The following is a 13,124-nucleotide window of genomic DNA, read 5'->3' as shown; positions in this document are numbered from 1 at the left end:
TTTACTGCCGGGTTGATAGCTGGATGAGGAAGAAAAAAGTGGAGGTTGTTCGACTTCAAATCACCCGCAGTAGCAGGAGGATTATAACAATGACGAGAATTGTACCAAGCCCTCCACTAGGATAATAGCCCCAACTGCGGCTGTGAGGGAAGATTGGTAGAACGCCTAAAAGAGCGAGTACCAGAATAATGATTAATATTGTCCCTAAAGACATAATGCCCTCTCAGTTTTCTTTGTTAACAGGAGTCTAATCAGAAGTGGGTGACCTTTGCTCATAAAATATATAGTACGGTCAGAAGCAGCATGACAGATTGATTTATTACAGCTTGTCATATACAGCAATTTAGCAATCGATCGCTACCAGTTGCATCCGACCATGACCAACCACTTGATCGTTTAGACCGTGTAGAAGAGATGCCTTGCAAAACACATCACGGCTGGTGTAATTCCTTGTATTTGGAGATTAAAGTCTCGTAGTCAACAATGATCGCTTCAAACTCTAGAGCGAGAGAAGCATTCAACGCCATTTGCTTTTCGTCATAGTCCCCTCGACAGGTTAAGCCCTTGCACTCTTCCAAAAGAGCATCAAGTTTTTGGCTGTACTTATTACTGCTGGCTTCAAGTGCCTGTAGAAAGTCGCCCATATTGGTTTAAGCGTCGATCCGATCGATTAGTCACTCTACTACTTTAGTTTCTGGTATCGACCACCGCATCAACCAATAGTTATTTACTTGGCAGTATCCCTTGCATCAACCCTCTAACACTGTGGGTCAAATGGGGGCGGACTGTAAAGCCATTGGCTACACCTACGCTGGTTCCAAGCTGACTTGGAACAGTCTCGTTCGTCTCACCGCCACAACAATCTGGCCTAAGCTTTTAGGCAGCTTCTCCGCTCAAGACGACGTTTTTCTTTCTGTTCCTAAGCCCGTGACGAGGATTGAACTCGTGACCTCACCCTTACCAAGGGTGTGCTCTACCACTGAGCCACACGGGCAACCTTTAGTTTTGAGTTGCGAGTTTTGAATGTTGAGTTAAAGCTACGTGCTTTGTTAACTCAAAACTGAGAACTCAAAGCCCAAAACTTTGTTCGTGGATGGGCCGAGCTGGATTTGAACCAGCGTAGGCATAGCCAGCGGATTTACAGTCCGCCCCCATTAACCACTCGGGCATCGACCCACTTCTCCCATGGCTATAGATCCTAACATAACAGGACGGCCACATTCACTCTTAATTAAATTTTAGCGATGACCAAAGCGATGCGTGTGCTGAACGACGAGGATTCGTTGGGTTTTGCAAAACTTTGTGTCAATCCTGGAAAGAGAGAACAGCATGCTTTTCACGCATGATTTAAGACTGCTAGATAAGGAATCTGTGCGAATGGACAAACCTTCACTATAATCAACGCCATTGCCTGTTCTTTGTGCCGTTTTTGCTTCGACTGTCGTCACGTTTTTCCCGCACATGACCTTCATTTCCATCGCCTACGGACTGTTTCTGCTGAGTGTGATTGGCATTTACTGGTCGGTGCAGCAGCAGTGGCTCCGCATGTGGGCCTTGCTAGCCGCCAGCATTGTGTTCTACTCATCGTTTCAGGTGCAGTACATTCCACTGCTGCTGGCTGGGACATGGGTAACATTTCAACTGGGACAGGCGATCGCCGTTCCGCCTGACTGGCGCAATGACGACTGGCAGTTTGCCCAGCAAGATTGGCAGCGGCAACGCTTTCGATTGCTCTGGTTGGGCATTGCAGTCAATGTGCTGCTGCTGCTGGGCTTTAAGTACGTTCCTTTTGTGCTGTCTACGATAGGAGCGCTAGCTGGCAACACAGCACTGCAAGCCAATGCAACGTGGACGCGATCGAATCTCATCGCGCCTTTAGGATTGAGCTTTTTTTGCTTTGAGTGCATTGCGTATCTGGTGGATGTTTACCGTGGGGCACCCGCAGCCCATCAGTTTCTTAACTTCTCTGCGTACAAGTTGTTTTTTGCCAAGCTGATTAGCGGCCCGATCACTCGCTACCATCCGCTGGCAGCACAGGTGCAAACACAGACCTTTCCGACAGTCGATCGCTGGGTCGAAGGGGTGTGGCTCATTGCCTGTGGCGCAGTCAAAAAAGGGTTGCTGGCAGATAACCTCGGCGTTTTGGTTGACCTTAGCTTTCAAAACCTCCAGCGGGCAGGCAGTGCCGATCTGTGGCTGGCGACGATCGCGTATGGGCTACAGCTTTACCTCGATTTCAGCGGCTACGTGGATATGGCACGAGGAAGCGCCATACTGCTGGGCTTTGACCTACCGCAGAATTTTGATTTTCCCTACTTCAGCACCAGCATTGCAGACTTTTGGCGACGCTGGCACATGACGCTGGGTGACTGGTTACGCAATTATCTGTACTTTCCGTTAGGTGGCTCACGGCAGGGCTTACTGCGTACCTGCTTGAACTTGCTGATTATCATGACGATCGCGGGCATCTGGCATGGGGCAGCCTGGGGCTTCATTGTCTGGGGTGTGCTACACGGCATAGCGCTGGTTGTGCATCGGTTGACTGAGGCGCTCTCAAAGCAGGTTTCCTGGCTGGAAGGGGCATGGCAAAGTCTACCAGGTGTCGTACTCGCATGGGCTTTGACTCAAAGCATGGTGTTCACGACCTGGATTTTCTTTCGCCTGCCGGATGTCAAAGAATCCTGGTTGGTGGTGCAGCGTTTATGGGGGCATACTGCCGATGCTCAGTTTGCCCAAAAGGTTTATTTAGAAGCGATCGGTCTGGGGCTACTGCAAATCGCGCTGTTGCTTTGGGTGCTGATGGTCTGTATGGGTGCAGCCTATGTGTTCGATCGTGCTCTCAAGCTCCAACTCAATTGGCATGTCAAGCTGATGCTGGTGCCGCTCTGCCTGTTTGCTGTTTGGATTTTGGCACCCAAGGGGTCGCTACCTTACATTTACTTTGACTTTTAGAGGATGTTTGAGATGTTGCGATCGTCTCGCATAGGGGCGTGCGGTCAACAATCCTCGTAGACCACGAAAACTCGTAAACTGTAGCTTGCTTCTCGTTTTTAAGGCATTTTCCTAAGCAGCTTGAGCAGAGCAGTGCGATCGTCCAACGCTCAAACTCATCCAATGGGCAGAGCCGATACGTTTCTTTACAAAACAGCCATTACACCAGGTCTACAGCTTAGGAAGAACGCTCTGCAAACAACAGCAACAAGCCGCTATAACCAAATCGAAAGATTGGTAGACGGTATGATTGCCGTTACACGTCTGTTTCGGAAGCACTGCACACTTGCCAGCAGGCTTCTAGCCACGGTATCAGAGCGTGTCGGGATAGGGTTGCATGCTGTGCGACACTCCAGACCTGAATGGCTTTTGTAGCACTTGTAACCTGCACTCTTAAGGGCTGATACCCGCTACACCAACAGGCAATCTCCAACTCTTGCAACCGATGATAAACCTGCCAACGATCCTGGCACTGAATCTGAATGATTTCATTTACTTGAGAATTTAGATTGTTTAAATCCATGTTAATCATTCCACAAAATTGTTTGTTGTACCTTATTAAAACTAATTCCTGATTAGCTTAAACAAGCATAGGAAGCTCAGAAGGGTTTGCACAATGCAGTCATGATTTCAACCTTTAGAACAACTCGTTCGTGGCTGTATTAAAACAATCAATAGGCATCCAGGCTAAACGCAACGTTACCTTTTTCGCTGAATTTTTTTATGGGTTGTAGCGGTTTGAGATGAGCCACGCTTGAGCCGGAATCTGAATTTTCTTCAGCTTCAGTGGCTTCCGGTAAAACAGCACTTGCTTGTCTAAGCCAGTTGATAACGGTGTTATGACTAATGCCAGTAGCACGTTCGATCGCACGAAGCCCTATGCCAGACGCATACATATGCAGACAAATCTGTCTAGCATCTTCGGAGTAGCCCCTAGAGCTGTAGAACTCTACAAACTGGCGGCTACACTGCTTGCAGATGTAATTTTGCTTGCCGTGGTGATGTCCGTTTTTATTAATTTTGGTTGAATTGCAGCGAGGACATTTCATACATTCACTGTGCAGCGCTATTGGATCAAAAGAATTACATACAGGGTTTAAGTTAAACCAGATGATAAAAACTCTCAGTTCTTGTTAGAAAGTAACCAAAAGGTGAATAAGGAACTTTAAAAAATCTGATACGCTTTATGAGTGTTGAATCTGATGATTATGTCTGTCATAGCGTCAGGTGACGAATAGTAGATTTGAGTTGCCGTCAGGGTATTAGCCATTTAAGGAGGACATGATGTCTGAAGTTCAAACATTGATTCGCTCATTCGGTCAGGTTGCAGACAACCCTATCTTGCTGGAGCGATCGACGACTGAGCCAGTTTGCGAAGGCTTGAACATCCTTCTGGCAAGCTTTCAGGCTCTGTATTTGCAGTACCAAAAGCACCATTTTGTTGTTGAGGGCGCAGAATTTTATTCGCTGCACGAATTCTTTAGCGAAAGTTATGAAGCGGTTCAAGAGCATGTCCATGAAATTGGTGAACGGTTAGATGGGTTGGGAGGGGTGCCCGCCGCTAGCTTTACAAAGCTGGCAGAGCTGAGTTGCGTGACACCCGAAGCCGATGGTATTTACCGCTGTCGTCAGATGCTAGAGAATGACTTGGCGGCAGAGCAAGCCATTATTGGTGTGCTTCGTCGTCAGGCGGCACAGGCAGAAAGCCTGGGCGATCGGGCCACTCGCTATCTGTATGAGCAGATCTTGCTCAAAACTGAGGAGCGAGCCTACCACATCGGTCACTTCCTGGCGCATGACACACTGGTAGTGTTGAATTAGTTCATTCAGGTGCAATCAACCATCGTTGCCTCCAGCTCTTCGATCGATGTAATGGGTTAAAGCAGGTCGCTGCTTTAGGGTGCAGGGGTTGAAGGGGCTGTTTCTACAGGTGCCACTTCGGGTGCTGCTGGAGCAGGCGCGGGTGCAGGAGGAGCCGCTTCCACAGGTGCGGGTTCCGGTGCCGCTGGAGTAGGGACGGCTTCGGGTTGGGGGGCGATGGGTTCAACCGGAGAAGCCTGTACCGGGGACGGAACTGCAGACGGTGTCGCAGGTGGTTTTGCGGGTGTTTCTACAGCCGTGGTTGGTTGTTGACGCTGACGTTCCTGAGCTTCCCGCCGCTGCCGCTCCTGCTCTGCGACTTGCTGACGTTCAGACTCCTGTCTGCGACGCTCCTCGTTTTGGCGCTGCCGACTGGAGCCCTCTTGCTCATACTCGACTCGCACCCGTTTTTTAAGGCCGCCTTCGGGAATCGTTTTGGGGTCGAATCGCCATTTGCTCATGGTTTCCAGCGTTTCGCGATCGGTCTCAGGATTACCACTGGATTTTCGCAGTCGTACTTCTACACTGCCGTCGGGTCGAACGGTCATATCCACACGGGGGCTACCTTCCGATCCCCGATATTTTGGTTTGGGGCAGCTTAAGCAGGCAGGTTGATTTGGAGCCGGAATGGGCGGCGCTGTCGTGCGGGTTGCAGTGCTGCCGGGTGTACCACCAGGTGTGCCACCCGGCGTACCTTTAGCATCGCCATCGGGTCGGCCTAAGGGATCAAAGCCAGTGGGTCGGCTGGCATTGCCAAACCCAGACCCGGTGCCGAAGGGGCTAAAAATGGGGCCGCCGCCAACCCTTAGCCCACTGTCCTCACCCGTTTTGCTGGTCATGGGGTTCACCGCTTCCGAGGAGCGAGAGGGCGGTAGATTGCTGGGAGCATCTTCACCCGTCGCTTGTGGAGCCTGACTATCGGGTGCTAGCGGTGGGGGTGGCGCAAACGCAACTTCAGAGGCAACTTCGGGTGGGGGCGGTTCTACCTTCTGCTCGATCGCCTGCTCTTCAGGTTTTTCTGGCTCGATCGGCGTTTCGGGCTCTGCCACGACTTCGATCGTGTCTTCTTCGGCTTCGGGTAGGCTGTTCCAAAAAGCAGTGGGTGTCGCTGCCATTGCGATCGTGTGGAAAGCCGCCGATCCTAAAAAGCTCCAGAGCAGAAAGGTGTTGATTGCCTTTCCTTCTTTTGTGCGTTGGGCAGTGGTTAAGTCTGAGGCATGCATAATCACTTCCGTTGGGTGGCAATGGCTAGTTTTGCTCCTGGCACCTGGCGCAGTTGATCCATCACTTCGATGACATGGTTGTGCGTCACAGAGCCATCTGCGTTGAGCACTACAACCAGTTCTTGACCAGGGCTGAGTTGCGTTTTAATGGTGTTTGCCAGGTTATCAACTTGAATGGGTGCTTTGTTTAGGAAAACGTTTCCTGCTGGATCAATGCTGACCGTCGATCGACTGGCTGCTTGTGGTTTGGCAGTGGTAGCTTTCGGCAGATTGACTGGGAGTCCTTCAGAGCGCACTAGAAACAGCGTCGAGAGGATGAAAAAGGTCAGCAGCGCAAACAGCACGTCGATGAGAGGCACGACGTTAATTTCTGTAGGGCGCTCCATTTCTTCAGCCAGTTGCCTACGCATAGGATGGCTCCACGCCCCTGTGAGCACGACGGTGGAGCAACTCTAGCTGCACACTATATTCTTCAATTAAGCCAAGTTGACGCTGATAAAAGGCTCGAAACGTGTTGGCAAGTAACAGAGCAATGACGGCCACGACCAGGCCAGTTGCCGTTGCAATCAGGGCTTCACTGATGCCAGCGGTGACACCTAACGTCTTTGTGCCACCAATTTCGCCTAAGTTAAGTGAACTAAAAGAACGAATCAAACCCATGATGGTGCCCAGCAATCCGAGCAACGGCGCAAGGCCCACAACCGTTTCAAAAATGGGCGCAAATCGTTTTAGGAGAGGCAATTCTGCCTGAATCGCACCGTCTAACGCCAAGCGAAATTCTTCAGGGTTGGCCTCTTTGAGCGAAAGCGCTTCTAAGAAAATGCGGGCAGCGGGAAGATCAAGATTGCGTTTGAGTTTTTCGATCGCCAGCTCATTGTCATACGCATAAAGCTTCAGCACCTCCTGAATGACTTTATGCTGACGACGTTTGACGCGATACCAGAAAACAAAGCGCTCGACTGCCAGAGCAAGGACAGCGATCGAAAACCCAATCAGCGGCAGCATGATGATGCCGCCCGCTGCAAATAGTTCGTTAAGTCTCTGCATGAACTCCTCTACGAAGGGTAAACAGTAGCCAGCACTCACGGCTCATGGCTCGCGACTGAGAAAGTCTTTCAAGTGAACTATAGAACTTAATGAGAAGATATATCAAGTAGAAAAGCAAATTAATTTTACCCTTTGCGATCAAGGTGATCGATCTCTCCTAGCAAAACTAGCTTTATCAACTAACCAGCGATCGACAGAATTCTCAAGTATTCAAGACAAGCAACCATGAAAAATTATTACTGCTCAACGATATTTCTCAACTCTAAAACCTCTAAAATGACTTACGTGCAAGGATCACATCGTTTTATAAATGAGTTGCATCAAACAGTTTTCTAATAATGGAAGGCTTGACTTTGGGCACCAGGCATCATAACTTCTTGATCATTACTAGAACTTATTCGCAATAAGCTAAACCAGCAGTTCTATCCTGTTGGAAAAGTGCAGCTACCTGTCCACCGAGGATAGGCAATTTCTGTTGCAAATAGTTTCATTCACCTGTGAGGAAGTATTGTGAGTCAGTTGCGTTTAGGGCCAAAGGTGGCGAATGACTTCGTCACACGAAGCACGATCGCGTCTCTACTATCAGTCGGTCAGTCAGTCGGCATTGCCCATGCGGCAGGCGAAGCGAGGGAGCCTCAAGTTGAAAAACCAGCGGCACTGGAAACTCGGTGGCAGGAAACAGGGCTACGTGTAAAAGATTTGCATCGCCCTGCTATGACCCTTAAAGAGTGGATGGCTCAGGTAGAGGCCGCCACTGCGCAGGTGACACGAGTACAGCTCGATCGCACAGAGATAGGGTTGGAAATTGTCCTGGATACTCAAGACGGCAAACCGCTGCAAATTGATGCCACACAGTTTAAAAGCGAAGGCAATAGTCTGATTGCAGGTATTCCTAATGCGGTGATGGCATTGCCACAGGCGCGAGAATTTAGTGTAGATAATCCAACGGCAGACATTGCTAACATTCGCGTCACTCAAACCGATGCTGCAACGATTCAAGTGCGGGTGACGGGCAACAATACCTTATTAACCTCAGACGTAACCTTGAAAACCGGAGGATTGGCATACAGCCTCAACCCGGAAGGGAAAACCCCGGAAGAAGAACTGGTGGTGACGGGCGAAGAAGAGCGGGGCTACCGCGTGCCCAACGCTAACTACATTCAAGCGCTGACGGGCAATGAGGGCGGTATTGAACCCGGTGAACCGTTGACTCTGATTGGTTCAATTTCGGTGCAGTTTTAAATCCATTTTGTGAAGCTTCAACCAAACTCACACTGGCAACCAGAATTTTATCGCTGCCTTGAGGTGAACCGCTTGCAATGAATATCTTGTTTTTTGCAAAGTCTATCAATCAGGAGATGATTATGAAAAAAATGCTGTTCGGTACGGTGTTGATAGTGAGCGGCACGATCGCGATTGCCTGCCAACCATCCTCCAATCCACCCACTGCAAACGTGCCTGTTTCTGGCGAGTCAGCCGCCACAATCGCTGCGAAGACGACTGCCAGTTCTCCAGAGAGTAGTTTTGATGAGTCACTGTACCTCTTTGCCAACCCTGATGTCAAAAAACTGATCAAACAGGGCAAATATAAATCGGGGCTAGAACATTACGAGAAAGTTGGACAAACGGCTAAGAAAGCGGATGGAGAAGACTATGAGAGCTTCTTCACAGGCACAGATGGAAGCGATACCATTCAAGGCTTTGGTAAAGGCAAGCACGCCCACTTTGCAGGTATTGGCTTTGAAATTGCCTCTAAAAAGAATGATCCGCTGCCATTGCGTCCCAAAAGTCTGGGTAAGGGCGAAGTGGATGTTTTAGTAGGTACCCAGGACGGTGGCAATGAATTTCTTTTGGGTAGCTTTGTGACGTCTGTAAACCCCAAAGCCGAGCCATTCTATATCGGCAATGGCGATGCCGATTATGCTCGCATTCAAAACTTCACCCCAACCAAAGATCTGGTGATGCTGGCGGGGGAACCGAAGCAATATACATTTAAGCCCGTTGCGGGAAACTTGCATATTGCAACGGTAAAAGGCGATTTGGTCGCGATCGTGGAGGGTATTGAAACGCTCACTGTGGGTGATGTCGTTAAACAGTACGGCATCTTCACAATGAAATAGGGTGAGTTGCAATCATTGAAGCACTGTCATTGAAGCAATCTATCCTTAATGACAATGCCAGAAATCATGCCATTCAGCCCACTCAACGATCGTCAGGTGCAGTCTGTTCTAGATCGATTACACGTGAAGTCGATCGCCAGTTTGGCTCACTGCTGCACTATTGACCCAAGTACTAATCAGGAGCCGTTTTTATGAGTGCGAACCGTATCCGTAAATGGGTATTGATGTTACATGGTGCGATCGGCATTGGGATGGGACTATTGCTGGTCGTGATTAGCCTGTCTGGGGCTGGCATTGTCTTTCAAGAAGAGCTAGATCATGGGCTGAACCGATCGCTCTGGCACGTCATCCCCCAGGCTGAACCAGTGTCACTGGATGACATGATGACCTCTGTGCAAAGCGCTCATCCTACTTTAACTGTGAGCTACATTCAAGCGCCCAAAACGGTTGAAGAAAGCTATGTTTTCAATCAGACGACGCAAGACGATCGACGCTTACAAACCTTTGTTAATCCCTATACTGGGCAGGTTTTGGGGTCTCGTATTTGGGAATATTCTTGCATTGGCTTTCTCTATACGCTGCACCACGATTTATTTGCGGGCAAGGTTGGTCAAATAATTGTGGGTGTGGTCGGTGGCTTATTGCTGCTGATGTCAATCACTGGCGTACTGCTGTGGACGGGTTGGCGCAAGCTGGCAGCAGGGTTCAAAATTCGGTGGCATGCGCCGCTGCCGCTCTTGAGTTACGACCTGCACCAGGTTAGCGGCATTATCTCTAATCTCTTTTTAACCATTACTGCTGTTACAGGTGTGGTGATTGTCATCCTTCACCTTTTGCCAATGTTCAACCAAGCGCCGGAAGCGAAGCTTGCCCTTAATACGCCAACTGTTGCACTCAGCACGCTGCTGCAAAAAGCCGATGCTGCCATTCCAGACGGTAAAACGACCTTTATTGAATTACCCGAAACCGGTCCGCAAAAAATGGCGGTCCGCAAAAAATTACCCAATCAAACAACAGGACGGTTTGATCTCAGTGTGGTGGAACTCGATCGCGTGAGTGGCAGCGTTTTACAGGCAACCAAAGTGGAAAAAGCGGAAGGATTGTTCAAGTTTATTGTGACGATCGCCGATCTCCACTTCGGCACCTTTGGTGGACTTCCCACTCGCATTTTATATGTCTTTGTTGGCATCATGCCCGCCGTACTTTTCATCACAGGATTGGTAAATTGGCGACGCAGACAGATGCTTGGAACCCGACGAGATGCTGCGTTGCAATTGGCGCAAGAAACCCAGGCAAACAAGTCTATCTAGCACCACTCATTTGATTAATCGTATTAAAGGATTCATTGTGCAACCATCTCAACTGATTCATTCCCTGTGTTTATTGAGTATCCTTTCTCTACTGGGAACTCAAGCCGCGCAGTCAAACGAAGCTTCAACCCTGGTTCAACCTGAAGCAAAGCTGATACAACTGGGTGACGTGAAACGGCCTGCCAAAACCGTTAAAGACTGGTTGGCACAGGTGGAAGCTGCTACGGTAACGGTAACAGGGGTAACGCTCGAACGTACCGAAGTAGGCTTAGACATTATCCTGCAAACTGCCGATGGCAAGCCGTTGCAGGTGGATGCTACAAAATTTAGAACAGAAGGCAACAGTCTGATTGCAGACATTCCCAATGCAGTCCTGGCACTCCCGAATACTCAGACATTCAGTGCTGATAATCCAACCGGGGACATTGCCACTGTTCGCGTCACTCAAAGCGATGCGGCCAATATTCGGGTGAGCGTGACGGGTAGCAAAGCACTGCCCACCGAAGAAGTGACGCTGAAAACGGGAGCACTTGCATATAGCCTCAGCCCAGAAGGAGAAACGCCGGAAGAAGAACTCGTAGTGACGGGTGAAAGGCAGAGTGGCTATCGAGTTCCGGATGCGACCACTGCAACACGAACGGATACGCCACTGCGTGATACTCCGCAATCCATTCAGGTTGTACCTCGACAGGTAATTGATGATCAGAAGCTTTTTCGGATCTCGGATGCGGTTCGGAATGTGAGTGGTGTGGTTCCTCAGGGAGGGTATGCAGGGCTGACAGACAATTACAACATCCGGGGCTTTACCACCTACGACAACTTGAGGGATGGTTACTACGCTCAGGATAACTTGATAAACCCAACGAACATCGAGCGAGTTGAAGTGCTTAAAGGGCCTGCTTCGGTGCTGTATGGGCAGTTTGAACCGGGAGGTGTCGTGAATTATGTCACTAAAAAACCGCTGAGTGAACCGTATTATGCGGCTGAATTTACAGCTGGAAGCTTTGATACCTACCGTCCCTCGATCGATCTTTCTGGCCCGCTCAACGTCGATAAAACCTTGCTCTATCGTTTGAATACTGCCTATGAAAGCTCTGGTAGTTTTATTGACTTTATTGACCAAAAGCAATTCAGCATTGCACCATCACTGACCTATAAAATTGGTGATGCGACTACGTTGACGTTGCAATATGAATACCTTAAAGCCGATCGCACCTACTATGATGGGTTGCCACCTGACCCAATTGTTTTCAAAGCACCGATCAGTCGGTTTTTAGGAGAAGCGGACGATCGCTATAAAATCCAGACCCATACGATCTTTTTAACCTTCAACCATCGCTTTAGTGAAAATCTGCGGCTCCGGAGTGCCTTTACCACTGCGCTTTATGACACGGAAGAGGCAGAGTTTCGACCCAACAGCATTGCTGACGATGGTCGTACCGTCTTGCGAAGGTATGCGGCGGGTCCTGGCTACTACCGCAACTATGCTCTCCAAAATGATCTGATCAGCAACTTCAATACGGGTTCTATTCAACACCAGTTGTTGCTAGGTCTGGAGTGGAATAAATATACCTACGGCTATGATTATCTCCGAGGGTCGGTTGACCTGACTCCCAGCATTGATTTATTCAACCCGGTATATGGTGCCTCTCGCCCACCGGAGTTTGATGAGGGGTCACAGCGCGATCGCTACGATCGCAACACGATCGGAATTTATGCCCAAGATCAAATCACATTGCTACCCAACCTGAAACTGTTAGTGGGTGGTAGATATGACTTTATCCACCGCAAAAATAGTTCGCAGCCGCTAGACGCTACGGGCAGAGATCCGATTGATGATGCCACCGTGGATCGGCTTTACAATGGAGCCTTTTCACCGCGCGTTGGCATTGTTTATCAGCCGATTCCACCGATTTCACTATACGCCAGCTACAGTCGATCGTTTAATCCCAGTTCTTCGCGCACCGTGGATGGCAGTCTCTTACCACCAGAACGCGGTACCCAGTACGAGGTTGGTGTTCGGGCAGAAACCTCAAATGGCAAGCTTTCGGCAACCCTTTCTGCCTATCAAATTACCAAAGCGAATGTCGCGACTGTTGATGCCAACAATACTGACTTCTCGATCGCAGCGGGGGAAGTTAAAAGTCGGGGGGTTGAATTTGACGTGGTAGGAGAGATCCTACCTGGTTGGAATGTGATTGCCTCTGCCTTTGTCAATGATGCGTTTGTGAACCAGGACAACAGTTTGCCTGTGGGCGATCGCTTAGTGAATGCACCCAGCCAGGGAGCCAGCTTGTGGACAACCTATGAGATTCAACGAGGCAGTCTTAAAGGTTTAGGGTTTGGTGCGGGTGTCTTTTTTGTGGGCGATCGTGAAGCTGAACTGCCCAACACCTTTGAGATTCCATCCTATGTTCGTGCCGATGCCGCCATTTATTACAAGCGCGATCGCTGGAAAGTGGGACTCAATTTCAAGAATCTCACCAGTACCCAATATTACGAATCTCAAGGTTACTATCTTCGTCCTGGTGCGCCATTCAGCGTTTTGGGCAGCGTTTCTGTGACTTTTTGAC

14 protein-coding genes and 2 tRNA genes are annotated in these 13,124 nt (G+C 49.4%); 7 read left to right on the top strand and 9 right to left on the bottom strand.

Going from position 1 to position 13,124, the window contains the following annotated elements:
• Window positions 1–55: 55 nt before the first annotated feature.
• From AC5JLP_RS16365 to AC5JLP_RS16350, 4 genes are all read right to left on the bottom strand, one after another.
• Entirely contained in the window at window positions 56–214 is a 159-nt protein-coding gene (locus AC5JLP_RS16365; RefSeq protein WP_496068993.1) for a DUF3309 family protein, read from the bottom strand.
• A 217-nt stretch (window positions 215–431) separates the two neighbouring features.
• A complete protein-coding gene (locus AC5JLP_RS16360; RefSeq protein WP_496068992.1) occupies window positions 432–644 on the bottom strand; it encodes a hypothetical protein in 213 nt (70 codons plus the stop codon).
• Window positions 645–922: 278 nt separating this feature from the next.
• A tRNA-Thr gene (locus tag AC5JLP_RS16355) sits at window positions 923–994 on the bottom strand.
• Between the two features lie 100 nt (window positions 995–1,094).
• A tRNA-Tyr gene (locus tag AC5JLP_RS16350) sits at window positions 1,095–1,176 on the bottom strand.
• Between the two features lie 285 nt (window positions 1,177–1,461).
• Here AC5JLP_RS16350 and AC5JLP_RS16345 point away from each other — a divergent pair.
• On the top strand, window positions 1,462–2,952 hold the full coding sequence (locus AC5JLP_RS16345; RefSeq protein ID WP_496068991.1) for an MBOAT family O-acyltransferase: 1,491 nt from the start codon (window positions 1,462–1,464) through the stop codon (window positions 2,950–2,952).
• Between the two features lie 295 nt (window positions 2,953–3,247).
• Here AC5JLP_RS16345 and AC5JLP_RS16340 read toward each other — a convergent pair whose 3' ends face one another.
• On the bottom strand, window positions 3,248–3,514 hold the full coding sequence (locus tag AC5JLP_RS16340; protein WP_496068990.1) for an Asr1405/Asl0597 family protein: 267 nt from the start codon (window positions 3,512–3,514) through the stop codon (window positions 3,248–3,250).
• Window positions 3,515–3,662: 148 nt separating this feature from the next.
• Window positions 3,663–4,040 carry an IS1/IS1595 family N-terminal zinc-binding domain-containing protein gene (locus tag AC5JLP_RS16335; protein ID WP_496068989.1) on the bottom strand — a complete coding sequence of 126 codons (378 nt, stop codon included), beginning with the start codon at window positions 4,038–4,040 and terminating at the stop codon, window positions 3,663–3,665.
• Between the two features lie 235 nt (window positions 4,041–4,275).
• On the opposite strand from AC5JLP_RS16335, the gene dpsA reads away from it, so the two are divergent.
• Window positions 4,276–4,812: a DNA starvation/stress protection protein DpsA gene (dpsA, locus tag AC5JLP_RS16330; RefSeq protein WP_496069354.1), complete on the top strand. Its 537-nt coding sequence runs from the start codon at window positions 4,276–4,278 to the stop codon at window positions 4,810–4,812.
• 74 nt (window positions 4,813–4,886) lie between these two features.
• Here dpsA and AC5JLP_RS16325 read toward each other — a convergent pair whose 3' ends face one another.
• Genes AC5JLP_RS16325 through AC5JLP_RS16315 form a run of 3 tightly spaced genes read right to left on the bottom strand, consistent with a single transcriptional unit; the run spans window position 4,887 to window position 7,121 of the window.
• Window positions 4,887–6,074 carry an energy transducer TonB family protein gene (locus AC5JLP_RS16325; RefSeq protein WP_496068988.1) on the bottom strand — a complete coding sequence of 396 codons (1,188 nt, stop codon included), beginning with the start codon at window positions 6,072–6,074 and terminating at the stop codon, window positions 4,887–4,889.
• A gap of 2 nt (window positions 6,075–6,076) precedes the next feature.
• Complete coding sequence (locus AC5JLP_RS16320; RefSeq protein WP_496068987.1) at window positions 6,077–6,484, bottom strand: ExbD/TolR family protein; 408 nt, start codon at window positions 6,482–6,484, stop codon at window positions 6,077–6,079.
• Window positions 6,477–7,121, bottom strand: a complete 645-nt coding sequence (locus AC5JLP_RS16315; protein ID WP_496068986.1) for a MotA/TolQ/ExbB proton channel family protein — start codon at window positions 7,119–7,121, stop codon at window positions 6,477–6,479. Before AC5JLP_RS16315 ends, AC5JLP_RS16320 begins: the two co-directional genes overlap by 8 nt.
• Window positions 7,122–7,631: 510 nt before the next feature.
• Here AC5JLP_RS16315 and AC5JLP_RS16310 point away from each other — a divergent pair.
• From AC5JLP_RS16310 to AC5JLP_RS16290, 5 genes are all read left to right on the top strand, one after another.
• A complete protein-coding gene (locus AC5JLP_RS16310; protein WP_496068985.1) occupies window positions 7,632–8,363 on the top strand; it encodes an AMIN domain-containing protein in 732 nt (243 codons plus the stop codon).
• 122 nt (window positions 8,364–8,485) lie between these two features.
• Window positions 8,486–9,241, top strand: coding sequence for a hypothetical protein (locus AC5JLP_RS16305; RefSeq protein ID WP_496068984.1), 756 nt, complete (start codon window positions 8,486–8,488; stop codon window positions 9,239–9,241).
• Window positions 9,242–9,295: 54 nt separating this feature from the next.
• Entirely contained in the window at window positions 9,296–9,436 is a 141-nt protein-coding gene (locus tag AC5JLP_RS16300) for a hypothetical protein (RefSeq protein ID WP_496068983.1), read from the top strand.
• Window positions 9,433–10,551, top strand: coding sequence for a PepSY-associated TM helix domain-containing protein (locus tag AC5JLP_RS16295; protein ID WP_496068982.1), 1,119 nt, complete (start codon window positions 9,433–9,435; stop codon window positions 10,549–10,551). Before AC5JLP_RS16300 ends, AC5JLP_RS16295 begins: the two co-directional genes overlap by 4 nt.
• Before the next feature lie 37 nt (window positions 10,552–10,588).
• A complete protein-coding gene (locus tag AC5JLP_RS16290; protein ID WP_496068981.1) occupies window positions 10,589–13,123 on the top strand; it encodes a TonB-dependent siderophore receptor in 2,535 nt (844 codons plus the stop codon).
• The last annotated feature ends 1 nt before the right edge of the window (window position 13,124 follow it).

This window comes from Stenomitos rutilans (assembly GCF_059505485.1).
Note: the sequence above shows the minus strand (reverse complement) of the source record. Positions and strands in the feature narration are given on the sequence as shown.